This is a genomic window from Arenibacter nanhaiticus, assembly GCF_900141935.1.
GTDB classification, from domain to species: Bacteria; Bacteroidota; Bacteroidia; order Flavobacteriales; family Flavobacteriaceae; genus Arenibacter; species Arenibacter nanhaiticus.
On record NZ_FQYX01000039.1, the window covers coordinates 1 to 26,259 of the forward strand.

General features: G+C 33.6%; 19 protein-coding genes and 1 pseudogene. 15 read left to right on the forward strand and 5 right to left on the reverse strand.

Features of this window, described 5'->3' with window-relative positions; all coding sequences use genetic code 11:
• Nucleotides 1–425 precede the first annotated feature (425 nt).
• The 3 genes from BUA16_RS16335 to BUA16_RS16345 all read right to left on the reverse strand — a co-directional run bounded on the left by BUA16_RS16335 (nucleotide 426) and on the right by BUA16_RS16345 (nucleotide 6,678).
• Nucleotides 426–1,934 (reverse strand): hypothetical protein, encoded by a 1,509-nt coding sequence (locus BUA16_RS16335; RefSeq protein WP_072765812.1) that lies wholly within the window; start codon nucleotides 1,932–1,934, stop codon nucleotides 426–428.
• A gap of 90 nt (nucleotides 1,935–2,024) precedes the next feature.
• Nucleotides 2,025–3,635: a RagB/SusD family nutrient uptake outer membrane protein gene (locus BUA16_RS16340; protein WP_072765827.1), complete on the reverse strand. Its 1,611-nt coding sequence runs from the start codon at nucleotides 3,633–3,635 to the stop codon at nucleotides 2,025–2,027.
• Nucleotides 3,636–3,669: 34 nt separating this feature from the next.
• Nucleotides 3,670–6,678, reverse strand: coding sequence for a SusC/RagA family TonB-linked outer membrane protein (locus BUA16_RS16345; protein WP_084668534.1), 3,009 nt, complete (start codon nucleotides 6,676–6,678; stop codon nucleotides 3,670–3,672).
• A 542-nt stretch (nucleotides 6,679–7,220) separates the two neighbouring features.
• Here BUA16_RS16345 and BUA16_RS16350 point away from each other — a divergent pair.
• From BUA16_RS16350 to BUA16_RS16415, 15 genes and pseudogenes are all read left to right on the forward strand, one after another.
• Nucleotides 7,221–11,255, forward strand: a complete 4,035-nt coding sequence (locus tag BUA16_RS16350; RefSeq protein ID WP_084668535.1) for a hybrid sensor histidine kinase/response regulator transcription factor — start codon at nucleotides 7,221–7,223, stop codon at nucleotides 11,253–11,255.
• Nucleotides 11,256–11,424: 169 nt separating this feature from the next.
• Nucleotides 11,425–11,664 (forward strand): GNAT family N-acetyltransferase, encoded by a 240-nt coding sequence (locus BUA16_RS19235; protein ID WP_084668536.1) that lies wholly within the window; start codon nucleotides 11,425–11,427, stop codon nucleotides 11,662–11,664.
• Nucleotides 11,665–11,980: 316 nt separating this feature from the next.
• Complete coding sequence (locus BUA16_RS16360) at nucleotides 11,981–12,943, forward strand: GlxA family transcriptional regulator (protein ID WP_072765815.1); 963 nt, start codon at nucleotides 11,981–11,983, stop codon at nucleotides 12,941–12,943.
• A gap of 66 nt (nucleotides 12,944–13,009) precedes the next feature.
• On the forward strand, nucleotides 13,010–13,576 hold the full coding sequence (locus BUA16_RS16365; protein ID WP_072765816.1) for a cysteine hydrolase family protein: 567 nt from the start codon (nucleotides 13,010–13,012) through the stop codon (nucleotides 13,574–13,576).
• Between the two features lie 863 nt (nucleotides 13,577–14,439).
• Nucleotides 14,440–15,417 (forward strand): NAD(P)-dependent alcohol dehydrogenase, encoded by a 978-nt coding sequence (locus BUA16_RS16370; RefSeq protein ID WP_072765817.1) that lies wholly within the window; start codon nucleotides 14,440–14,442, stop codon nucleotides 15,415–15,417.
• Nucleotides 15,418–15,538: 121 nt separating this feature from the next.
• Nucleotides 15,539–15,823 carry a DUF1428 family protein gene (locus tag BUA16_RS16375; RefSeq protein ID WP_072765818.1) on the forward strand — a complete coding sequence of 95 codons (285 nt, stop codon included), beginning with the start codon at nucleotides 15,539–15,541 and terminating at the stop codon, nucleotides 15,821–15,823.
• Nucleotides 15,756–15,902, forward strand: a complete 147-nt coding sequence (locus BUA16_RS19240) for a DUF1428 domain-containing protein (RefSeq protein WP_143150542.1) — start codon at nucleotides 15,756–15,758, stop codon at nucleotides 15,900–15,902. The genes BUA16_RS16375 and BUA16_RS19240 overlap by 68 nt, the downstream gene beginning before the upstream one ends.
• Nucleotides 15,878–16,195, forward strand: a complete 318-nt coding sequence (locus BUA16_RS16380) for a hypothetical protein (RefSeq protein ID WP_084668537.1) — start codon at nucleotides 15,878–15,880, stop codon at nucleotides 16,193–16,195. Before BUA16_RS19240 ends, BUA16_RS16380 begins: the two co-directional genes overlap by 25 nt.
• 219 nt (nucleotides 16,196–16,414) lie before the next feature.
• Nucleotides 16,415–17,185, forward strand: a complete 771-nt coding sequence (locus tag BUA16_RS16385) for a DUF1796 family putative cysteine peptidase (RefSeq protein WP_178338906.1) — start codon at nucleotides 16,415–16,417, stop codon at nucleotides 17,183–17,185.
• A 198-nt stretch (nucleotides 17,186–17,383) separates the two neighbouring features.
• Nucleotides 17,384–18,313, forward strand: coding sequence for a hypothetical protein (locus BUA16_RS16390; protein WP_072765821.1), 930 nt, complete (start codon nucleotides 17,384–17,386; stop codon nucleotides 18,311–18,313).
• Nucleotides 18,314–19,019: 706 nt separating this feature from the next.
• Complete coding sequence (locus tag BUA16_RS16395; protein WP_072765822.1) at nucleotides 19,020–19,553, forward strand: GNAT family N-acetyltransferase; 534 nt, start codon at nucleotides 19,020–19,022, stop codon at nucleotides 19,551–19,553.
• A gap of 390 nt (nucleotides 19,554–19,943) precedes the next feature.
• Nucleotides 19,944–20,384, forward strand: a complete 441-nt coding sequence (locus BUA16_RS16400; RefSeq protein WP_072765823.1) for an SRPBCC domain-containing protein — start codon at nucleotides 19,944–19,946, stop codon at nucleotides 20,382–20,384.
• A 348-nt stretch (nucleotides 20,385–20,732) separates the two neighbouring features.
• Nucleotides 20,733–21,560 (forward strand): DUF5694 domain-containing protein, encoded by an 828-nt coding sequence (locus BUA16_RS16405; protein WP_072765824.1) that lies wholly within the window; start codon nucleotides 20,733–20,735, stop codon nucleotides 21,558–21,560.
• Between the two features lie 103 nt (nucleotides 21,561–21,663).
• Nucleotides 21,664–22,584: pseudogene (locus BUA16_RS19105) on the forward strand (acyl-CoA thioester hydrolase/BAAT C-terminal domain-containing protein).
• A gap of 157 nt (nucleotides 22,585–22,741) precedes the next feature.
• Entirely contained in the window at nucleotides 22,742–23,284 is a 543-nt protein-coding gene (locus BUA16_RS16415) for a GNAT family N-acetyltransferase (RefSeq protein ID WP_245795588.1), read from the forward strand.
• A gap of 496 nt (nucleotides 23,285–23,780) precedes the next feature.
• Here the strand turns inward: BUA16_RS16415 and BUA16_RS16420 are convergent, their stop codons facing one another.
• Both BUA16_RS16420 and BUA16_RS18735 read right to left on the reverse strand, forming a co-directional pair.
• On the reverse strand, nucleotides 23,781–24,671 hold the full coding sequence (locus BUA16_RS16420; protein WP_072765826.1) for a hypothetical protein: 891 nt from the start codon (nucleotides 24,669–24,671) through the stop codon (nucleotides 23,781–23,783).
• A 47-nt stretch (nucleotides 24,672–24,718) separates the two neighbouring features.
• On the reverse strand, nucleotides 24,719–26,259 hold a 1,541-nt coding region (locus tag BUA16_RS18735; RefSeq protein ID WP_178338907.1), incomplete at its 5' end, for a T9SS type A sorting domain-containing protein.

Consider the following 26,259-nt stretch of genomic DNA (forward strand, 5'->3'; position numbering starts at 1 on the left):
TCTTTTTTCATAAAGTGCTAAATTAAAATTAAACAAAAAATAACGGGGGCCGGCCCCCGTTATTTTTCTATTTACACACTTTATAAGATAGTCCCCATAATTTCTATTCATCATTTTTAGTATTTACATCATTCATTTCCTAATAACAGCCAGATACCATATACCAATCTTTATCAATCCAATTCTTTAAAATATTATAAAAAAAAAGGCCGGCTAAAACCTCTCCTTTCACAACTTAACTAACTATAAAAAACAAAGGACAAATTTCAGTGTTTAATTTATTTACCTCTCAGCAGTTTTATCCTTGCCAATTATTAAAAAGGATTCAGCTATTACCTATAAAACCTTAGCCAACAGACTCACAATCCTTTCATAATTACTGGAAAAAGCTATAAAATCATATCTTTACATCAATATTAGACAAACTATTTAAGAACGAAAAAGGCATAATCACCTCCATTTATTTCAATCTCAAAATAAACTCTATCTCCTAAAGGCTCTCCCTTGATCTTATTTTCAAACCCATTTACTCTATTTACTATATATATACCCTTTCCTGTCGTTAAGTTTTTCTTTATTGAAAACCTCACTATTTGCGATAATTCAGCGGAAAATTCATTATGATTTGTTGTTAGTGCATTAGTTATCATAAAGTATTCCGCTTCAGATGAATCAAAAAAATTTGGATCCCCATTTTTATGATCTGGTATAATTTCAAAACTTCCAATATAAAGATCTCCAGACTTACCTATAAAATCTCTTTTGTTACATGTAGCTTCTAGTGTTTCTAACAACTGACCATTGTCCGGATTCCAATGGTTTACATTTTTCGGTTTACCATTAGTCAATTCTTCACTACCTCCTTTAAATGAAACATTTGTAGTCTGTAGTCTAACTAAATGTTCTCCTATTGCCAAAGATTCCTTATTAGCTTGTGCAGTCCAGTCCATATATTTAGTTGGTTGTCCTGGAATACCATCTTTTAAAAGCATTGCCCAGCTGGTAGGTGTAGTGATCCCATTGTCATTATTACCTTGCAACCAACGAAACCAGTTAAGCCATTTGCCTCCAAAAGTCCAGGTTAATGAATAATAAAGACGAAGCTCTGATTCAGATATTTCATAAGCTCCATCTTGCTTATATCCTTGTGTATACTGCCCAAATGCAATAGGAGCCGTTCCAGTTCCATCATATCCCTCTAGAGCCACATTTCTATACATCATCAAATCTTCCGCCATAGCTTTTGCCCCCCTATAGTAATCAATCTTCTCTCCAATGGGAAGAAAATAATAGGCATCATAGGTCAATAAATCAGGTTTTGCAGTTCTAACATAACCTCTCAATTGTTCAACATTCCATTGACCGCCATAACCAAATTGGTTATTATGTAGTAAAACATCAGGATAATGTTTACGAGAAACACTAAACCAATCTCGTGTCCATTTTACCAGATCAGGTGTATAATCTTCCTCATCACCAATACACAAACTTGTTAAGCGGGATAATGCCATCAATTGCTCTTCTTGGAGAAAGCCATTTTTAAATTCGTAATCAATAGGACCACCTGTTAAATGTTTCCCATAAGGCGCCTTAGCCATTGACCACTGTGTTTCTGGAAAATCATTTAGAATGAATTCCTTATTGAACAAGGTAGGCCCAACAAAAAATGTCGCGCCTTTAAATCTACTTAACTTCCAATCATTATTATTAATCTTGTAGTAGGCGACATCAACTCTTTCTACATCTAAATTTTCGTTCCCGACCCAACATAATAATTGCAACCCGTGCTTAATAAACAAGCGATTTGAGTTAAAAGGACCGGGCCCTACTATTTCATTTTCCCCAACAGTAATAGATTGACTTACATTATTTTCCTCACAACTATAACTTAAAAGGAAGCAAAGTAACCAGCATAATTTAACATTATGTATCATAAAAGGTTTGTTATAAATAATTATTTAAACTCAATAAGCATATCTATCCATAGGAATAAATATGCTTACATGAGTTCTATTCAAATAAAGTTACCAACCAGAATTTTGCTCCATATTTTCATTTGCATCCAACTCCCTTTGTGGAATTGGTAAATAATCATTTTTAGGAGAAGAATATACTCTAGTCTCGACAATTATTGGACTACCATTTTGGGGGTCGTATGCACCTTCTAAAACTCCTTTCATTTTTTGCTCCGCAATTCCCCACCTTCGTAAATCAAAATAACGCTGTCCTTCAAATGCCAATTCAACTCTTCGTTCCCTTCGCAATAATTCCCTTAATTTTTCTTGGTTATTATAAACTGATTGATCAACATTTGGCATTCCTGCTCTATTTCTAATCTTATTTAGATATAATAATACATCAGGATTATTATAATCGCCACTTTCAATTAAGGACTCTACATAAATTAACAAAATCTCTGCGTACCTTATTATCATGTAATCTAGATTACCGCTATAAGTTTTATTTACATCCTCAGGGTCGATAAATTTTGTAAGTGCAAAACCAGTCTTTGAAGCACCACTTTCAGAGGTGGCGTCGTCGCTATTAGGCTCAAAAGGACTTAAAACATGCCCCAAGAATTCCTCTCCTGGAAGCCAGACAGTAGCATCTAACCTAGGGTCTCTCTCCATATAATTAGGATTTTTAATAAATTCATCTCTTTCTGTGCCATACTCATCTATAGTTTTACCTTCTAACGTTTCATATGCATTTACGATTGAAGCTGTTGGGTTTGATGCACCTTGTCCCCCCATAGACTTTGGCATAGAACGAAACCAGGATTCACTAAAACCTCTTCTAGTATACATTATTCTTTCATTATTAATTCGCCCTACATATCTAAAAAGATCTCTATAATGCTGTTCCTCAGGATCTGAAGTATAAAAAAGATCGAATTCCTGCATTTGAATAACCTTCAATGCTGCCTGTTTGGATAGATCATACTGCCTATCCTGCAATGCTACGATGGCTTTTAAGGAATATGCGACGGCCTTAGATAATCTCCAACTTTTGTCCTCTGTATACTTGTTTGGCAAAACTGAAATCTGAATAGCTTTATCCAATTCAGCTAAAATAAAATCAATAGTTTCATCTTTGGAAGCTCTAGAAGCAAAGATCTCATCTGGGGTCAATGAATGATCTACAATAGGAATTCCTTCTTCCCCACCAAAGTAAAATAAAAGTTGCATATGGTAATATGCACGTAATATATGAGCTTCACCAATCATCCTTTGTCTTTCTTCCTCATTAGTAAAGTAAGGTTTATCGATGTTCTCTAGAAATCTACTACATCTTCTGATATACTGGTAATAATACCGCCACATATTCTCCGGGAAGTCAAGTAATGGGTTGTTGGTTCCACTTCCAATTGTTTTAACATCTCCCAGATAGTTTCCGGAATGATACATATTATCGGTCATACCTTCTAAAGCTACATTTGATACATAGGGAGGTGTATAATGATATGCGCCATGTGGAAGACCAGAATAACAACTATTAAGTGCATTAACCGCATCATTGGTCGTCTCCCAGAAATCATCATCGGTAATTCCGGTTGGATGATCTCTAATTAGAAATTCATCTGAACAACCAACACATATTATAATTATAAGTAATATATAGCTTATCTTTTTCATCTTACTTTGTTTAAAATTTAAATTTTTCAACGAATTAAAATTTAACATTTACCCCCAATGTCAATACCTTAATTAATGGATATGTACTGGATCCCCCTAAATTTTCTGGATCAGTAATACTCTGAGAAGTTAATGTAAAGGGATTTTGTGCATTGGCATAAACTCTACATTTTTTGATCCCTATAGGGTTTAGAAACTTTTCATTTAGCGTGTACCCTATCTGTATATATTTCACACGAAGATAAGAAGCGTCAAAATCCCAATAATTAGAAGGCTGTAGGTTATTCCCTGGTTCAGGAGTAGGTCTTGGATAATAAGCATCAGGGGTATCAGGTGTCCAATAATCAGAATGGAATTTTTGCGGGGTACTTCCTGTATCACCATTTAAATTTAATGGAATGGCATTCGCCCCCCCATATGATGCATTGACTCCCTGTACACCTTGAAGCAACAATTCAAAATCCCAGTTCTGGTATCCGGTTGAAAAATTTGTAAAATAATTGAAGTCGGGTTGACCGTCACCTGTTATTACTCTATCACTATTATCAAAATTTCCATCCTCATTAATATCGACAAAACGAATATCTCCTGGCCTTTGATCTCCCCACAAAACCACACCGTCTTTTGGAACAATATTTCCAGCCCCATCGGTAGTGAAGTCTGACTCCTGCAATAAGCCATTAGTTAAATATCTATAATGTGAGCCTAATGCATAACCTTCTTTATGAATCGACGATCCATTAATGTATGGTCCTCCAGGGAGCTTTTCAATTTTATTTTTGTTTTTAGACAATCCACCATGAATAGTAAAGTATCCATCATTGAAATTCCTACTATAGTTAACGCCTAGCTCAAATCCTTGGTTTCTTACCTTTCCCGCATTAATATTAGCAGAGGAAGTTCCTCCGATAAGTGATATTGGTGGTGAAAGTATAATGTCCTTTGTTAATTTATCATATATGTCGAAGTTAAAATTGACACCCTTAAAAATGGCTAAATCGAAACCATAATTCAACATATTAACAGTTTCCCAAGTTATATTTGGGTTCCCAAATATAGTTTCAACACCATTACCGGCCGATATTAAATTTTGATATTGATAAAGACCTATATTCTCATTACCCAATTGTCCATATGACAATCTAACTTTCAAATTATCTAACCAATTGTATTGATTCAAAAACTCCTCTTCATGCATGTTCCATCCAAGGCCAAAGGATGGAAAATATCCAGTTTTATTTCCTTTTCCAAATCTGGAAGAACCGTCTGCCCTAAAAGTCACTTCCGCTAGGTATTTATCATTAAACGTGTAATTGGCTTTCCCAAAATATGATCTCATGGCCCACTGATCCCAATTCCCAGAATTAGTTAGCTCTTGATTATACCCTCCCAATACAAATAATCTATGTTTTTCGTTTAGATAGGTATAATCGATATTACCGCCAATAAAATAATAACTGGATCTACCTGTTGATGCCGACCTAACATTATCCCATGTGTAATTAAGTACACCTGTTTCATATTCGAAAAAGTTAAACGGATCTCTCTTTTGGTTCGTTGCATTACTATTAATCCTATAACTATATTGTGCATTAAGATTTAATTTAGGTAACACCTCCCATTTGGGCTGAATGTTAATACTCATATTATCTGTTAAACGCTGAGTGGTCCCCCCTCTTTCCAACATGGCTTTTGGATTCCGCATTTCAAAAAATATTCCATAAAAATCAACCCCATCCTTGGAAGGATATTTTGGAACCAGAGTTGGAGGAGCCCTATAAATATAGTTAAGCACATAATCTGTTTCTCCATCCCTCAGATTTGTTTCCATCTGATCTTTTCTTATGGCATTAAAATCCATATTTACCGTTACATTATCTGTAAGATTAACGGTTGTATTTGCTCGTATGTTAAATCTATCAAAACCAACATTTTCAATAAACCCTTCTTGATCAAGATAATTAACTGTAAGCGCAAACCTCGCAATATTATTACCTCCTTGCACACCTACCGAATGGTTGGTCAACAAAGCATTCTTATTCCAAGTTTCATCCAACCAATTGGTATTCGGGTAATTATATATATCAGATTTATTTCTTGTGATATTGATTTCTTCCTGATTATATACGGGATTACCTCCATTATTAATATATGCAGTATTTACCATTTCCATATAAGAGGCCCCATCCATGAAGTCAGGAAGATAAGTTGCATTTTGTATTCCAACATAAGAATTATAACTAACACTCACTTGTCCAGTTTTCCCACGCTTAGTTTTAATTACAATTACCCCATTTGCAGCCCTTGCACCATAAATTGCAGCAGCAGATGCATCTTTCAGAACAGTAACGCTTTCTATAGTATTTGGATCCAAATCATTCATGTCCATTGGGATTCCATCTACTAAAACTAAAGGATCAGAATAACCTAATGTTGAAATACCCCTAATTTTTATAGAGGCAGCATCCCCTCCAGGTAAACCAGAATTTTGGGTAACGGTAAGTCCTGTTATACCTCCTTGTAAGGCCTGAGATAAAGAAGTAATTGGCTTGTTGGCAACATTTTTTGCTACATCCAAAGTTGAAATAGAGCTGATCATATTCAATTTTCGCTCTTCCCCATAACCAGTAATGACTACTTCATCCAACATCCCTACTTCTTCTTCCAGCGATATTACTAAATCAGAATAAGCCCTTTGAACATTAAACTCCTTAGGACTAAAACCGGTAAATGAAAAAACTAGTATATCTCCTTTCTGTACCACGATATCAAAATATCCATTCTCATCAGTTATAACACCTTTATTGCTCCCTTTCAAAGAAACACTTACAAATGCTAAAGCTTCTGGCGGCTCATTAGAGTCATAAACTCTACCTTGTACTTTCAACATTTCCTGTTCTAGAGGAAATGTGTCATTAACAAAACTTTTATCTTCCATATTAGGAAAACCGAAATAAAAACTCAACAAGCCAATAAATAGGACTCGAAGTTTACATAAACCTTTAAAGTGGAAAGTGGTTCTCTTCCTCAATCGTTCATTCATTCTTTTAAGTGTTTGGTGGTTAATTATATTCTTTTTCTCTGCAAGTTTTAAAACCTAAATAGTTTCTAAACTTCCAAGGAGATATAACAAACTTATAGGTCAAATCTTAAAAGCATCAATCACCCCCTGACTGATCTTAGGGTAAAACTGTACCACACCTAGGAAATAACTGACTTTTTTGACCCATAATTGTACTTTTCATCAAATTGATGTTCAATAAAAACGAATAACTGTTTGATAACATAAAATTTTGAAGGTATCTTGAGAATTATCTTTTAAATTAAAAATCAATTTTTCAAAAATGAATTTTGCTTCATATAGTCCAATAATAAAATTGCAATGTTCAATTATTGAAAAGTTTTATATTCTCGATGGCAAAAATTTCAGGAGTTATCATATCAAGTAAATACACTAACTATTTTAGTTGTCAATGTGATCTTTCTGACTACTTCCTTAATTCAATTCCCTCCATCTTTTTTTAGTATTTTCGGTACTAGAAACATAAAACTTTGTTTTGTGATTTCTTTTACAAAAAAACAGTTATGATAATAAGTAAAAACCAAATCTTTATAATGTTCTTTTTTATTTGCAAGACCATTTTTGGTTTCCAAATAGAAAATAAAATACCATTAACTTCATTAAATGTAGAGCATGGTTTATCCCAAAATTATATTACCTGTACACTTCAGGATTCGGAAGGTTTTATGTGGATAGGCACCCGTAATGGACTTTACAAATATGATGGCTACAACTTTATTCAGATTCCATTAGACAATAAGTATTATGGCTATAATGAAATAAATAGTTTATACAAGGATAATGAAATGAATATTTGGATAGGAACTAACAATGGTCCTATATTATATAATCATCGTACCGGGGAAATTTCCTCAAATTTAATACCACAAATTACTAAAGGTTTGATTATAACTAGCTTCCTTAGAAATGATAAGGATGTTATATGGATGGGTACCTCGGACGGCAATTTAATTCGCTACCAAACGGACAAACAAGAAATTGAAAGCTTTAACTATCCTAACTACAGTTATGTTTCTAGTATTATCCCCATTAGCAACCATGCAATGTTAATAAGCTATAAGTTCGGGGGGGTACTGATGTATAATTTTCAAAAAAATGAATTTTCAGTACCTGCTAAAATGGAAGATATAACGGGTTTAGGAGTCTACACTATGATTTCACTAAATTCTGGAACAATTATCATTGCCACAAAGGATGGAACGTATTTTTATAGAGAAGATGGAAGTCTTCTTAAATTAATTGATCAAAAAGAACAAATTCACCCTAACTCGTTAAAATCCGTTTTGACTATTTTTGAAACCGAGGATAACAAAATTTGGTTAGGCACGGATGGATATGGAATAATCGAATATGATATTTTAACAGGGCAATTACATAATGTTTATTTTGATGAACCATTGCCTCTTCGTGCGATAACCTCTATTTATAAGACGGATGATCAGTCCATATGGATTGGAACTGTAAGCCAAGGGCTAAAAACTATTCATCCTTATAAAAGTCAATTTAATCATTGGTCGTATGAGAAAGGTAATAATACTGGCTTAAGTAGTAACTCCGTTCTAGGCATCTGTGAAACGGAAAACGACGATATTGTCTTAGCATTGGATGGCGGCGGAATCAATTTATACGACCCTATTTCAAAAAAATTTAAGTATTACCTAGAAAACTCAGAATTTCAAAAAATAAACAATTCTATTATATTCGATGAAGATATGCGTCTTTGGTTGGGCACCTTAAACCATGGAAGCTACATTCTAGACTTAGGAAATAGGCAAAAACCAAAACCTGTCCATATGGTAGCCCCTGAAAGACTTTCCTATGCAACCGTAAAGTGCTTTCTAAAAGACATAAAAGGCAATATTTGGATAGGTACCGTAAATGATGGCATATACAAATATACATCTAAGTCTAATGAAATAACTGAATTTAAAAAAGGACATTTTATAAATAACCTTCAAATAAACAGTTTATACCAATCTACGGATTCTTTAATTTGGATTGCAGGGTATAACGGATTATTCAACTATAATCCATCCGATCAAACACTTATTGAAATACAGGATAGAAATGGGCATTCTTTTAAACAGTTAACCTCTATAATTGAAACAGACTATGATAATTTATGGATAGGTTCTAAAAATGGTCTTCACCATATAGAACGAAGTACCGGTCAAACGACCTTATACACAACAGAAAAAGGTTTACCTAGCAATGTGATTAATTCAATATTACTGGATGCCCCTGACAAACTATGGCTAGGAACAGACAGAGGACTATCGCAATTGGATATAAATAGTTTAGAATTTCGAAATTTCGGAAAAGAAGATGGAATTGTAGGTTTAGAATTTAATGAAGCAGCGGCATTAAAGAGCAGTAATGGTATGTTCTATTTTGGAAATACTTACGGAGTATATTCTTTTAATCCTGATGAAATAAAAATCAATCCAGTTGCTCCAAAGGTTGTTTTAACAAAATTTAACCTACATGATAAAGGTAAAATTAAAACTAAACCACTAATTCAAAAACCAATTAATCAGGTAGATGAAATCAATTTAACACATGATCAAAATTTTTTCACTATTCATTTTACTGCCTTAAATTTTACAAATTCATCAAAAAACCAATATAAATATAGAATGGTTGGTATTGATGACGATTGGGTGAATTCACGAACAGAAAGAAAAGCTAACTATACTAATATACCGCCCGGAGTTTATGAATTTCAAGTAAAAGCAAGCAACAATGATGGGTTATGGAGTTTGAATTCGAGAAATATTAAAATTATAATCTCTCCTCCATGGTGGGCTACCGTTTGGGCCAAATTATTTTTTTTAATACTTATTTCTAGTCTCTTGATTCTAATTCATTTTTATATTATTAATCAAATTAAATTAAAAGACGCTCTGAAAATAGAGAAATTAGAAAAAAATAATCAACTAAAAATAAATGAATTTAAAACTAAATTTTTCACAAACTTAACACATGAGTTAAAAACTCCTTTAACAATGATATTAAGTTCTTTAGGAAAAATCATGAAGTCAACGCCACCAGACTATACATTCTATAATGAACTTCTTTCCATAGAACGGAATTCCAATAATCTTTCTAAACTAATTAACGAATGGTTTGATTATAGAAAGGCGAAATTGAATAAAACCAAATTAAATGTAAGAGAAATAAATTTTCCCCAGTTTGTAGAAGATATAGTAAATACTTTTAATGATTTTGCGGCAACCAAATCAATTTCCATTAATTTCTATACTGAAAACTCTAATGTAAGGTGTTATTTTGACCCTGTAAAAATGGAAAAAGTTATTTCTAATTTGATTTCCAATGGAATTAAATATTCAGCACAAAACAGTACTATTAAAGTAAGTGTTGAAAAATCAAAACAAATAGACAATAGAACTGATGGCGTATATCTTAGGGTTAAAGATAATGGTAATGGAATATCAAGGGAGAAACAAGATCATATTTTTAAAAGATTTTATGATTTTGGGGAAGATCCATCCATAAGTACTGGAATAGGTTTGTCTCTTTCCAAAGAATTGGTGGAAATGCATAACGGGAAACTAGAGTTCACCTCTATTCCAGGAAAAGGTAGCATATTTTCAATTTTTTTACCGGCAGGAAATGATCATTTTACGGTCGAGCAACTAAATAAATCATCTATAGAACAGCTACCCTCGATAAAAACTACAAATTCGAATGATATCGCCGTAAAAAAAGTATTGCTTGACTCTAAAAGTAGAAAAATTAAACCCTATACTGAATTTACCATATTGGTAGTAGAGGATGAAGATGAAATTAGAAAATTTATAGCGAAGGAACTAAGCGAATCTTTCAAGGTAATTACAGCTAATAATGGAGAAGAAGGGTTCGAAATAGCTCTAGAGCATATTCCTGACCTAATACTTTCCGATATATTGATGTCCAAACTTACTGGCCTTGAGTTTTGCAAAAAAATAAAAACCAACTTAACTACAAGCCATATACCTTTTATTTTGCTAACGGCATTATCTGATGAAGAAAGTATAATAAGCGGATTGAATTACGGAGCAGAGGATTACATAACCAAACCATTTAATATTAATACCTTAATTCTTAAGGTTAAATCAATATTGGAGAATAGAAGGAATATTATTAGTAGATATCAAAACGAGATGAGTATGAACCCGAGTGATTTAGCTCGATCCAATCCAGATAAGGTTTTCTTAGAGAAAACCGTAAAGGTCATTCATAAAAACATGGCAGACCCCAATTTTACAATCGACAAATTGGTTTTAGAACTAGCCATGAGCAGAACCCCCTTTTTTAAAAAAATAAAAACCTTGACTAATCTTACGCCAAACGAATTTACAAAAACCGTGCGTCTACGATATGCGGCCCAATTATTGCTTACTACGAATTTAAATATATCGGAAGTAAGTTTTGAAATTGGTTTTCTTTCTACTAAACATTTTCGTTCAACATTTAAAAAGCAATTTGGAGATACACCCACTATTTATAGAGTTAAGAATACTATTCGGGCAAATTAATTGCCACTTATACTCCACGCTAAAAGAAACCGAAGAACAAATGGAATAGTACAAAAAATTAAAAAAGGAGGGAGCTGGAATTTGGTGGGGAATTTATGATAACCAGAATCATCATTTTTGTGGCTCTGGAGGGTTCAACAATTTAGATAAGCAACATAAATAAGCTGAAATTGGACTATGGCTTTTAAAAGAGTATTGGGGAAAAGGAATTCTAAAAGAAATAATGCCCAAACTTTTTGAGCATGGTTTTACTCAACTGATTTTAAATCGAATAGAAGGTTACGTCGTTAGCGAAAATTCGAAATATAAAAGTGCCTTAGAGAAAATAAACCTCAAGTACGAAGGAACGATGAGAGAATGTGAAATCAAAAATGGAGAAAAATCAATGCTGACATTTATTCAATATTAAAAGTGAATGGGTCAAACAAAATCGTACTACAACTAATGGTTAAGGGCGTTACCCCTGCCTATAAAGGACTTGTATCCTCTAGAGTAATACCATATCTTCGATTTTATAAAGATGCTCATGCTGGGCATATATAAGGCTTAAAAATAGAACGAGTTAGTGCGAAACTAGAAGGCCTCTATTTCTTTTGCTATTACATCTTTAGAATAAAAAAGGTAAAATTTTGACTAGTGTTTATTAGAACAATAATACCTTTTAAGCCAACTACTTTTCTTAGGAAATACGCCTTAATCAATTTAAAAAAAACCATTGTACATAAATGGACAAAACAACAACTAAAATCTATTTCTATATTCCCAAACAAGTTACTCTTCTTGATTTGGGTGGTGTTTTACAAGTGTTTCAAGAAGCTATAAATTTAGGTTTCAACTATCAGTTGATCTTTATCAGTAATGAATCCACTATAAGTTGTGCCACAGGTCTAGAAATTTCATCATTAACCCATTATAATAAAACTCTTCCTCAGAAAAATGACATCCTTTTCATCTCTGGATTTAGTTCAAATCAAATCGATCAACTTACAGAGGATGATTCATTTTTTAATTGGTTAGCAAAAGTAAACACGAACCAAACAACTATTTGTAGTATTTGTACCGGTGCATTTCTGCTTGCAAAATCCGGACTTTTGGATAATAAAGAATGTACTACCCACTGGAAATCAATTGATAAATTAAAAACTGATTTTCCTAAATTGAGAGTACAAAAGAACACCTTGTTCACTAATTCCAAAAACATATACACTAGTGCAGGAATTGTTACTGGGATAGATTTAGCTTTGTTTTTAATTGAAGAAAGGCACGGGAAACAAAATGCCAATAAAATAGCTAAAGAATTGGTTGTTTATAGAAGAAGGCTGGGAACAGACGAACAAGAAAGTATTTATTTGCAAAACAGAAATCATCAAGATGATAAAATTCATAATATACAAGATTGGATAATATACAATTTAGACAAAACTTTTACCATTGAATTTTTAGCAAACTTAGTACACATTAGCCCGCGAAATCTAACGCGAATTTTCAAAAAGAAAACTGGATTAACCATAGCCGAATATCGTACAAAATTGAGAGTTGAAAAGGCAAAAACGTTATTAACCAACACCGATTATAAAATAGAATACATTGCTAAATTATGCGGTTTTAATTCTTCAAAACAATTAAGATTAATTCTAGAAAAACATCTTCATATCTTGCCTTCCGAAATCCAAAGTAAAATGTCCTAAAATGACTATTGCTTGTCCTTTTTAAATAATAGACCACAAACTAAATTTGTAAAAAATTAATTTACAATGAGTTTACAAGAACAAAATACTGCCTTAATTTTAATTGATATTCAAAAAGGCTTTGATGATGAAAAATATTGGGGTGGAAACAGAAACAATAAAGGTGCCGAAAAAAGGTGTGCTATAATATTAAAAAAGTGGAGGGAATTGGGTCTTCCAATTTTTCATATTGTACACAGTTCGAAAAATCCACTCTCAAAACTTCACGAATCACATCCTGGGTTTGAAATAAAAGACGAAGTAAAGCCAATAGACGGAGAACCTATAATTAAAAAAGATGTCAACAGTGCTTTTATAGGAACTGATTTAAAAGAAAGATTGGATAGCCAAAAAATAAATAAATTGGTAATTGTTGGTTTGACTACAAATCATTGTATTTCAACAACGACAAGAATGGCAGGGAATTTTGGATTTGACACTTTACTTATATCCGATGCCACTGCAACATTTGACCGAATTGGAATAAATGGAGAACGATTTGATGCTGAAATTATTCACCAAACCACTTTAGCAAATCTGCACAATGAATTTGCCCAGGTGATAGATACCGGAAAACTACTTGAGTTAGTGTAAAAACAGTTTATAATATCTATGAACCAAACCTCTTGTCGAGAATCTAGAAAGGAGTATATAAACCATTCAGTAAAAAAATAAAATTATATCCCTTAAACAAAAGCTAAACGACCTGTTAAGGAAATTAGCCAGGAAAATAGATACCAAATAAAACACAGTCTAACATAAAAAAAAGACCATACTATCTGTCTATGAAGGTGTAATCCATCGGCAAAATTTTAGGACAATTACAACCTAACCTAAACCACATTAATGCTAAAAATGCCATCTAATATCATCTAAAATTAATAGGGTTTCCTACACGTTCGTTACCTATTCGGTGAGCATTTATTTAAACAAGCCTTGAAACCCCTATAAACAGAGGTTTTAAGAGATGGGTTCTAGACCCTCCGGCTCCACGATCACCCACAACTGCCCTGTGGATTAAAACATTAAAACCCCAACAAGTTTACTTGATTGGGGTTTGTTGTTTTAAGACACCTGGTTTGAAAAGACAGGCAGTTGTACTTGCAGGACAGAAGCCACTAGGGATATCTAACCGCTCCGGCTTCAAATGTTACGGAATACTGATATAGAATCGCCTTGTTATTTAAATGGAAAAGGGATTTCACTCTATAAAATTTATATTTATCCCATATAAAAATGCCAAGAAAAGAATAAGCCTATAAGACTACTAATGGTCTTTTGGTTGTATCCTTTAATTTGAACAAACTTTTTAAGTGACTGATAAATAACGAAATACAGCTAAAGGATTAAATATGCGTACTTGAGCTGTTTTGTACTTATATACCCTCTATATTAGTGAAATGCACGCACTTTTTTGCTAAATTGCTTATTTAAAGTAGTGTGCAACAGTAGTAAATATGAAAGCATATAAAATTAAAAACTACGGAGACCCTAATAAAGTTCTTAGGCTTATGGAAGCCGAACAACCTAAGCCTAAAAGTATCGAGGTAAAGATTAAAGTTTATGCAACAGCAATCAATGATTACGATTGGTGCATTACCACAGGAAAGCCTTTAGCCTATCGTTTGTTTTTCGGGCTATTTTGTCCCAAGAAAAAAATAATGATACCCGGAATGGAGGTAGCAGGAATTGTGGATCAGGCCGGGAATAATGCCACAAAGTTTAAAGTCGGTGATGCCGTTTACGGTGACATCTCAGAATTCGGATGTGGCAGCTTTGCCGAGTTCCTCTGCATAGATGAGAAAGCACTAGCTCGAAAGCCAAATAACATGAGTTTTGAGGAGGCAACTAGTATTCCACACGCAGCAATGCTTGCCCTACAAGGTCTACGAGATGTTGGACAAATTAAAGAGCACCAGAAGATTTTGATCAATGGCGCTGGTGGCGGTGTTGGTTCATTCGGACTTCAAATAGCAAAACTTTACAACGCTGATGTTACAGGAGTCGATACAGGTGAAAAATTAAAAACGATGCAAACTCAAGGGTTTGACAAGACAATTGACTATAAGAAAGAAGACTTTACTAAGGGTGATCAGCAATATGATCTAATCCTTGATTGCAAGACCAACCGATCACTCTGGAAATTTTTAAAGGTCCTTAAACCGAAAGGAAAATACGTTTCCATAGGAGGTAGGTCCAGTAAGCTGTTGCAAATGCTTTATATGAGTCCGATACTAAAGCTTTTTAGCAAGAAACGTGTACATTTAGTAACGTTAAAACCTAACAGGGACTTGGAGTACATCAATCAGCTTTATGAGGAAAACAGCATATATTATGTCATAGATGGTCCATATAATTTTGACAAAATACCCTGGGCGATTCAACGATTTGGGGATGGACTGCACTATGGTAAAATTGTAATTAAAGTAAACTAACGGTTCCAGTTCCCGATTGCTCCTAAAGGCATGTATTAATTCCCTATCTTAGTTTTAATAAAATTAACTGGCCCTGGCTTGCTCTTCGCAGCAATGGAGCCTATACGTTATTGCAAATTTAATGAAAAGAAGAAGTGAGTACTTATACCCAAAAGATATAAATACGAAAAACTATATAGATGGCTTCGTCCTTCCAATTCCTCGAATTTATTTAGACGAATTCAAAAAGGCTGTAGAAAAAATAGCTGAAATTAGGAAGGAGTATGGTGCAATTGCTTACTTCATATTCGTTGGCGATGATCTATCTTTACAAGGTACAAAGTCTTTTATAGAAACCCGTGGATGCGAAAGAAGAGGAGGAAATTATTTTTGGCTGGGTATTGTTTCCTTCAAAGGAGATACGTGATATAGCCAACAAAAAAGCACCTTATATGCAATTCTACCAAATAAGAGATAATATATGGATTACAAGACCTCATCATTAACCTCTTCTAACAGAGTGTCCTTCTTCAATGCCATTTCAAAAGAAATAGAGAAATGGTGGGCGAAAGTTGACTATTCAGTGAATAAAGTGGGAGATGTATTTTCTATATTTTTTGGAGAAACTGAGTGGCGCTTTAAGATAACTCAATATGTTCCTTTTGAAAAAATCAAATGGAATTGTATAACAGCTAATCACGTGCATGAAGGCCTTGAAAATATTCTAGAAGAATGGCTGAACACAGACGTGAAGCGGTATATTAAGGAGGATGAAGACAAAAATTACCATTACTCATAATGGCCACAATAATCCGCTCAACTGCTATGAAGTTTGTAAATCCGGCTGGGATTATTTCCTATTATCAAGTTTAAAAAGCTACTTGGAAATGGGAAAAGTAACACCTCACAGTGAATACACTGTATACAATAATTTATTTAACGCTTTAAAACACACTAAATACCAACCGTCGTAAAACATTTCTAAATTACGGAAGGAACTATAACTAAAATGATAAGCATGATTAAAAAATATTTTAGAAATCAAGATTCAATAAACTCTGAGATTATTCTAATAGCAACTGAAATTAGCAATACAATAAATGGTTGGTTATCTAATGACTATTACGAAAAGGTTTCAATAGGGGAAAATTGCAATAGTTCATGGTATTTAAAAGAAACTGGAAATAAGAATGCATCTTATCCGTATGACTGGATATTTTCAAGTGGAGAAATCATCACTCATACAATAAAAGATGAATTTAAATCTTTCCTTAACAAGGATATGATATTTCATATCAAAAAAAATAAAGCAGGTCATTCCTTGTATCATTCAAATCTTTTTAATCATAGAAATCCTTTGAAATCGGATAAAGACTACTATTATTATGAACGAGGGGTTGAAAGGTTTCTCAAGCTCTTAAAAGACCAAGAAAAGAGCATTCTTTTTGTTTGTACAGTTATTCAAGAGAAGGAAAAGAGGCTAGATTGGACTAACGGATTTGACAGGGATTTTAAATTACCAATTAATCAAGGGTTAGATTCATTTACAGAAACAATTAAACTGATACAAAGTATCAATAATAATGTCAAATTTATCTTTATAAATCAATTAACGGAAGGAAAAATAAACTTAGAGGTTACTACAATTAACTCTGACTTCATATGGATAGATTTTTGTTCAGAAGGGGCAAATTCAGGAGTGCAATACCGAAATAAATTTGATGACCTAATAATGAAAATCATATACCAAGGTATGTATCAAGAAAACGATTTACATCAATCTGTATAAGTAATAACATAGAAGATATTTATTTTCGAGGTTTATGGCCTGCTTAAACAGTGATGCGGTCTGGCAAAAAGGAAGCCAAAAACCTGCCATACGCTGGCTACCAAAAATTCAAAAAAACATAAAATTAACTAATACGTCCAAACTAGACACTGACGGTTATACAAACTGTTAGCAATAATTACCTGACAATCTTTAAAAATGAAAAAAATTAGACTCACAATTTTATTAATTCTAATCTCCAAGGTATTATCGGCACAGAATAATTCTGAAATAATCCAATTTGATAGATCATTAAGTCAGTTTTATAACGTGCGCGATTTTAGTATATCAAAAGATGGTAATGAAGCATATTTCACTATACAAAGTCCAAATCAAGAAATCTCGCAAATAGCCTATATTAAAAAGAAAAATAATGAATGGTCTACACCAGAATTGTTACCCTTTGGTGATTCATATATGTACTTAGAACCATTTTTATCATTTAATAATAACCGATTGTTTTTTGTTTCTGATAGACCGTTAAATGATTCTATTACTACTAAAAAAGATTTTGATATTTGGTATGTAGAACGAAACAATAAGGATAGTGAGTGGTCTCAACCTAAAAATATAGGGAAACCCATTAATTCAGAATTAGACGAATTTTATCCTTCTGTTAGTAAAAACAACAACCTATATTTTACAATGAGCTCTCTAGATGGTATGGGAAAAGATGATATATATTTTTCCGAATGGAAAAACAACGAATATTCACAGCCTGCTTTATTGGATGAAAATATTAATAGTGAGGGCTATGAATTTAATGCTTATATCTCAGAGAAAGAAGATTTTATAATATATTCTAAATACAACCAAAAAGACGGTCAAGGGAGTGGTGATTTATATATTTCAAAAAAGGATACTAACGGTAAATGGAAAAAGGCAACAAATTTAGGTATTCCATTGAATACAAAGTACATGGAATATTGTCCCTTCTATGATGAAAAAAATGAAATATTGTATTTTACAAGTAAGAGAAACAATATAAAACCAAAAACATACAATACTATTTCAGAGTTCAAAAAACATATTATCGAAAGTAATAATGGTCTAAGTAAAATATATATGACTTCTTTTAAAATTGAATAAAACCATTGCCTATTGAGTTTGCGGCTCCGCCCCAAACTAGCAACGGACTATACCTCTCAAAGGCCAAAGCATTCACGAATACCGAATTATTAAAGTAAAAGGCATGAGTATCCCCTACCCTGCGAATTCACTCAGGACAGGTTAAGCGGGTCTCGTATATACTGGTGCTATAAAAGCGTTCAATTTGAACTCTCTGATATGGTTATAAAATCGGGAAAAATTTTAAAAAACTAAAAGCGTTTGACAATCGTGAGGATGGTTGGTATTTGCTAATTTCTAAATCGCAAATAATCTTCAGCCCTAGTGTCACAACTAGCAAGCTTGCAGTTTGACAATAGCGTAGGGAGTTAGTCCAATTGTAAGAAATTATTTTATCGAATACATTAGAAAAATGAAATCGTCAAAAGTTTTTATAATTACTGATTATGAAAATGTATTAAATTTAACGGATACTATTTTGTACTTACAAAACGTTTTTTTTAAAAAATAAATGATAAAAACGAACTAGTAGAATTAGGGTATTTATCTAAAAACGCTAACAGCATCCTGTCCTATAAAACATAGGTTTTCCGAAAGGTTTGTTCTTATTTTCCAAGACCGCCTAACTTCGAAATTTGGCTACGGACGCTGTCGGAACCGAACGTTCCCTTGCCCGCCCTACTTGCTATGGTTTAAAGGTTAGTTATAATACAGAAAAGCTAAATTAATGAAAATAAAAATCGATTCAGAATTAGAATTAAGACAATTAGAATTATCCGATTCAGTTGATATTTTTAACACAATTAATACCCAGAGAGAATATTTAGGAAAATGGTTGCCATTTGTTTCATTAACCAAAAAACTTGAAGACACTGAGAATTTTGTTAATTCAGTTGTAAATGCTCCGAAAGACAACTTTGAATATACTTTTACAATAAGAAAACAGAATGAATTTGTTGGGTTGATTGGATTAAAAGACTCTGACAGGACAAATAAGATAACAGAAATTGGCTATTGGATTTCTGAAAAATTTCAAAAAGAGGGAATAGTAACAAAATCAGTTGATAAACTTTGTGTTTTTGCCTTCGAAGATCAAGGATTTAACCGAATACAAATTAAATGTGCAGTAGAGAACAAAGTTAGTGCTAACATACCCAAAAGACTTGGGTTTAAATTCGAGGGTATTGAAAGAGACGGAGAATTGCTCACTGGAAATGTTTTTACTGATTTGGAAGTTTATAGCAAATTGAAGAATGATTAAATAAGCCTGAAAAAGTACGACTGTGAATAACTAAGACTTCGTGTAGCGGGTACGGCCAAATATGAAGACCTTGATGACGGATCCGTTCTCTTGCTATGGGGTTTGCTACTTAGATGTAGAGTTTTAAAGAAAGAAATTATGATATATTTTAACCATTTAAAAAACAAGGTAGTTATATAACACATATAAATAATATATTTTTCCCTTCTTCTGGCATAAATCGAACCGAAGTACTCATACCGCAAGGCTTATAGCTGGATACTTAACTAAAAGTTATATTTCTTACTGAGATATCCTAGCAGATTTCCCCGACCGAAATCATAACTTAAACATTAACATTAATTGGAAGACTTGTATATTTGAGATAATCCAATACTAAAGAAATTTAATATGAGACTAGAATCTAAGGCAGCTATACAAATTCAAAAAGCAGTGGAAGAAGTTTTTGAAGGCATTGTTAATCCAGATAAAATGACGAAATATTTCATTTCGGAAAGTAGTGGCAGGCTGCAAACTGGTAAAGACGTGATTTGGAAATTCCCTGAATTTGATGAAAAGTTCCCTATCACAGAAATCAAAATAGAAAACAACCGTGAAATTTCTTTCGTATGGGACCCAGAAACTGTAGTAAAAATTACGTTAGAAAAATTATCAGACAATAGTACCTTGGTAAAAGTAAATGAAAATGGAAAGGAATTTAATGAAGATAATCTAAAATGGGCTTTAGAAAATTCAGCAGGATGGGCAAATTTCCTAGCTTGCATGAAGGCCTATTTGGAGTATGGGATACAACTTCGAAAAGGTGCATTTGACTTTATGCGAAAAACATAAAAATAGCAAGTAATTGTAAACTTCAGCAAAACACAATGAAGGTATTGCAAAAATGACTTTTGCCTTAGCATATCCTGATTCTTTGATTTAAGTAGAATTAAAGGAAGAACAAAAAATAAATTGCCCCAGGTGATGGAATGGTTGACTGCTCTTAAACAAGTGAAGGTCTATAAGATTTTGATAATAGGGGTAACCTTTGATTTTTTTTTAAGGAGCAGATAAAATCCTATATCGCAAAGAAAAAAATTGGCACTCAATTACTTTAATTCATTAGGCACTGAGTACTAAAATAAATATAATAACCTCAACCAACGAGCCTAACCATTATAAAAAAATATCTGAACATTTATGAAAAATCTTCTTCTTTTCTTTTGCTTCCTAACATTTTTAGCTTGCAATTCTGAGTCGAAAACAAAATTAGAAAAGGAAATTAACACCGAGAATACGGACAAAATACGCGTATTGAACTTCGCCTCGGTCCACCTAAGTGGAAGTACAGACGCTTATTCTTCTATGACAGATGTAAATAGTCCAAAGGCTAAGGCAGAAATTCAGAAAATAGTTAACCGACTGGTAAAATTCAAACCAACAATAATCTGTGTAGAAATTCCACCAGAAAGCACCGACTTCATTAATAAAACCTATCAAAAATACAAGACAGACCAGTCAAGCCGAATTAACTATTCGGAGGAAGTCAATGTAATTGGACTTGAAGTGGCTCGTTTGAGTGGGACAAAAAAAATATACGGAATAGATAACCCCATCGGATTTGACTATCCGAAGCTCGTCGAATTAGCTAATAAAAATTCTTCAGACAGTCTTTACGTTCAAAACATCATGACTAGTTATGACACACTAAATAACAAGCCGCTTCTTCAGCAGTACACCGAAATAAACACTACCAAGTACAAAATGGAAACATTTGACCTATATAATTTTCTGGCAACCATGCATACGCCAAATAACTTTGAGGGAGCTGATATAATAGCCGATTTCTATAAAAGAAATTTGAGAATGTACACGAATTTTTCAAATATTCCTTTAACAAAGAATGACCGGGTATTAATCATTATGGGAGCGACACACACCGCATATTTTGATATCTTCCTTGGAAATAGCCCTAAATATATTTTGGAAAATGCGACGGAATACACAAATTACACTGATAAGAGCTAGTCTCAATAAAATAAATAAGCTATAAATTGGTCTATAACCTACATTGAAAATGATGAAAAACAACCAAAAATATATTATTTGGATTGGTCTAATAGCAATTCTAATGGTAGGTTATTTTATTGCAGACAATTTTCTATTCAATGGAATTAAACCGAGGATTATAAATGATAATGGGGTTCATGCAAATTATTTTGTAAAAAAGGATACGGAAAAAAAAGCATCAATAGTTTTGATAGGTGGTGGACAATGGGGAGATTACTGGGGGCAACAATTTGCTAATAGAGGATTCAGTGGTTTATCATTACCATATACCGGATGGGATGGTTTACCTAAATTACCAGAAGAAATTAATTTAGAATATTTTGAAAAAGCTTTAGCATGGTTGAAAAAACAGCCAGAAGTTGACCCAGATAAAATAATTGTGATGGGAGCATCAAGAAATGCGGAATTGTCATTAATAATTGCTTCAATATTTACAAACCATGTGAGTGGCGCTATAGCTTATGCACCCAGTTCGGTTTCTTGGTCGAATACTGTTCTAACATATAACTCAAATGATCTAAAACCAAGTTGGAAATATCAAGGAATTGACATTCCATATATTCCAATGGTTAAAATATCGGGAAACGAATCAAATAAAATTGAGACTTTAGAATAATGGAAAAGTGGTTTGGAAAAAATTAAACTACACACCTATGGGACCATTAAAGTAGAAAAAATTAATGGTCCTGTTCTACTTTTTTCTGGAAAGGATGATAGGGTTTGGCCATCATCACTAATGGCAGATATGATTGAACAGAGATTAAAAGAGAACAACTTTAAATACTCCTTTCAAAACATAAAATATGAAGAAGCTGGACACTTAATTTCCAGTGATCCAGAATCAAATTCAAATTCAAGAACAGGGATAATTAATATTGATGGAAAAGACTATGAATATGAATATGGCGGAACTAATGAAGGAGATTATAAAGCAAAACAAGATTCAAGATCGAGGCTGATGTATTTTATAGAAAAATTATAGTTGCAAGAAAAGGCAGTTGATAATAACCAAGAAGTATTCGGCCCGCCGGTAGGCCAGGGCGGAATATCTTGAACAATGGCTCCTATGAAATTATAGCTTGTTCCTCACTAGGCTTCATAAACGTACCCTTATAATGCATTTTTTAAACAGTTTAAAAGTGATAACAAAAAACTACAGATTAAAGGAAATAGAATTGTCCGATTTAAAATATATTCACAAAGGACTATCCAACCCAGACATAACAAAGTATTACGATGTACACTTCTGTACTCTAAAAGAAACTGAAGAACAAATGGAATGGTACAATAATTTAAAAAAGGAAGGAACTGGAATTTGGTGGGGAATTTATGATAACCAGAATCATCATTTTTGTGGTGCTGGAGGGTTCAACAATTTAGATAAGCAACATAAAAAAGCTGAAATTGGACTATGGCTTTTAAAAGAGTATTGGGGAAAAGAAATTCTAAAAGAAATAATGCCTAAACTTTTTAACTATGGTTTTACTCAACTGAATTTAAATCGAATAGAAGGTTTTGTCGTTAGCGAAAATTCGAAATGTAAAAGTGCCTTAAAGAAAATAAACTTCAAATACGAAGGAACGATGAGAGAATATGAAATCAAAAATGGAAAAAAAATTAATGTTGACATTTATTCAATATTAAAAAGTGAATGGGCCAAACAAAAAACGCTCTACAACTAATGGTGTAGGGCTTAACCCAAGTCTATAAGGAACTTGTATCGTATCTAGTCGGTAAAGTAAATCTTTGGAAAATCTCGGATAACTTTTAGCTTGCCATCAAAAAAATGGATTACCAAGCCATTATGTTTGGGTGTTGAGAGTAGCATTTAAAAAAGAAAAGAGAACCGAAAAGGAAAATAAAAGCCAGTAATCGAGTGAATCGTTCCGTCTTTTATAGACGGAATGCACTCCTTAAAATGCCAAACCAAACCTTTTTTTCGCCAAATTCTAACGCTAAAAATGACATTTAATATTATCAAAAATTAATATTTTTTCCTTCAAAATATACAGTACACCCGTCACCTATTCGATGGGTATTTATTTAAATAAGCCATAAACCCTATTAACAGGAGTTTTAAGAGGCGAGTTATAGACCTTCCGGATCCTTTGTAGAATAGCAAGAAAAAACCCCGTAAATCACTTGATTTACGGGGTCTTTGTTATACAAATTCTATTTTTAGAATTCAAATGCATACTGAATTCTTAAACCAAAGGCTATTGTACGTACCTTCTCTACATGTTGCGTCGGAATCACATCCCTCCTAGATGATAATAAGCTTTCAAATGCATACGTTGTTGGATTTTGATTGTTGTACTCAATAATCCTTTCCCTTGAAGCATTAGGCTTAATATCATTTAAACCATAATCAAGGAATAGTCCCATATAAAGGGATCGCTTATTTTCCAATATTAGTTTTATTCCACTCTCCAGATGTGCTACAATGTTTGTCTTCAGGTCCAGTTCTGAATTAGAATTTTTCACACGACCAAATTCGCCAAACCCGGCAAATTTAGGTTCGGTCAGTTCAGCATCATATTGTTGATAATATCCACTGGTCTGCAAGGAAGTGGACAAGCTTTGATAATCCGAAGCTAAAACGAAACCCGCTTTAACACCAGCAACGGCATAAAACCGAGTCATCCCCAGAGATTCATATTGCACCTGAAGCGGAATATTTAAGAAATAAACTTCCTGGTTTTCCGAAAAATTACCGGCTCGATACCGGAATTCAAACTCCTCACCTTCTGAGTCTCGACTCATATAAGCCCCTTGAATATTAGACTTGGAAAAAGATCCTTTCATATATTGTAATTCAGCACCAGTTCCAAGGCTCCAATTTTCAAAAAAGTAATAGGCATATTTAGTTCCTATGCCAAACCCGTTTTTCAATTTATTTTTCTGTTCCAGCGCTTCATATCCTAATTTGGAAAAAGATCCCTGTAGGTAAAATGAGACTTCATTGTTGGATTGAGCCAAAACCTTCCCACTCATACCAATTAGTATAAGTACCATCACAGGCCTTAAAATAGTATTCTTGATGGCTCCTTTTATATTATTAGTTTTCATATCTATGTTTAATCGTCAAAGTAATTTTAGAAAAATGCAACCCTTACCTATTTTATTATAAACTTAAGCGTTCTACTCATACTCTTAGTTCTGACCTTCAATATATAAATACCCATTTGTAGATTATAAGGCAGGTTTATGTTCGTTCTTTTGCTAGTCGATTTCATTTCCTTGATAAGCATCCCATTAAGGTTGTGTATTGAAAGCTGCATTGTTTCAAGCTCGCTTTTTGGAAAATCGGTAAAAAGCTCCATAGTTTCTCCAGCCTTTACAGGGTTTGGTGCCAAGGAAAGACTTAAAGAACCTTTTAATTGAATGGAAGAAGTACAGCTTTTCAAAATATCCCCATTCTCGGTTTCCATCTCAACATAATAAGAGTTATCCGTATCCAATTGGTCGTCTTCATTTTCACCGGCAGAATAGTATTGACCATTTCCGATTTCAGATCCATTTTTATACCAACGATAACTTACAAATTGGTAACCGCCATTGGTGTTCGGATTATTGTTAACCAGCAATACATTATTGAACTTCTGAATTACAATATCCTCAAAATTGAAATTCTTCTCCACCGTAATATTATAGCGCTTACTTACGTTTCCATCTTCCGAAGTCACTATCACCGTATCCCTGTAAATTCCGGGTACCGGCGTACTGAGGGTGAAGATCTTTTCGCGATCTATTGATGAACCTTGATTCTGTTCAAGTTGAATTTGAACCTCTTCTTCAGAATTCCCGCAACCAATGAGGTAATAAATATCTTCAGTAGGATTGGAATAGGCAACTCCGTTAATAACCGCTGTTTTTAAGCGGGCTTCACCACCGATAACCTTAAGCGTTCTTATCACAGGATCTGCTGCTTCGTAATTTTCGTTACCTGGCTGCGCAGCCGTAATGGCGATTTGCCCACCTCTTAGAATTTTCACAAGCCCATGGACACCAACAGTAGCTGCCGGATTTTCGGTCTCATAGGTATAAGAATATTTTATAGGTAGACTAGAGGTTGAAGTTGCACTCAACTGAAAATCTTCATCCATTAGTTGATGTCGATTTCCAATTTCATCAAAAGTGATTCTTTGTGATGCCTTTTCAATTAACATATTGGCAGTTAGCACCAGGACTTTATGTCCGTATTGAGAAACCGTGGCAGTAACCGTATAAGTCCCTGCATTGGTCTGCCCGTTGTTGGAATAAACCACGGTTGCTCCCTCGGGAAGGCCGGCTACCGACAGGCTGTGGGCATCTCCATTATAGGTAAACGAATCTCCTTCAAAGATCACTCCGGTTATTTCTGCCTTTTCAATGACCAATGACACTTCCTTGGAAGTTGCCAAGTAATTAGCGGTCTCTTCGGCTGAAATTAGAACCGAGTAAGTTCCCGCATTGGTATACCCCTGCTGTTCGGCATAGGTCAATTCCGTTTCCGAATGGTTGAGGCTTGCCGATACATTCTTCACGCTGCCATCATAGGTAAAGCTCTGGGTGGCTTCCGCGGTGATGACCGCTTCCGCCTTGTTGATGGTAAGGGTGGCAGTTAATACCTTATCGTTATAGTTTTCCTGGCTTACCGTGGCAGTAAGGGTATAAA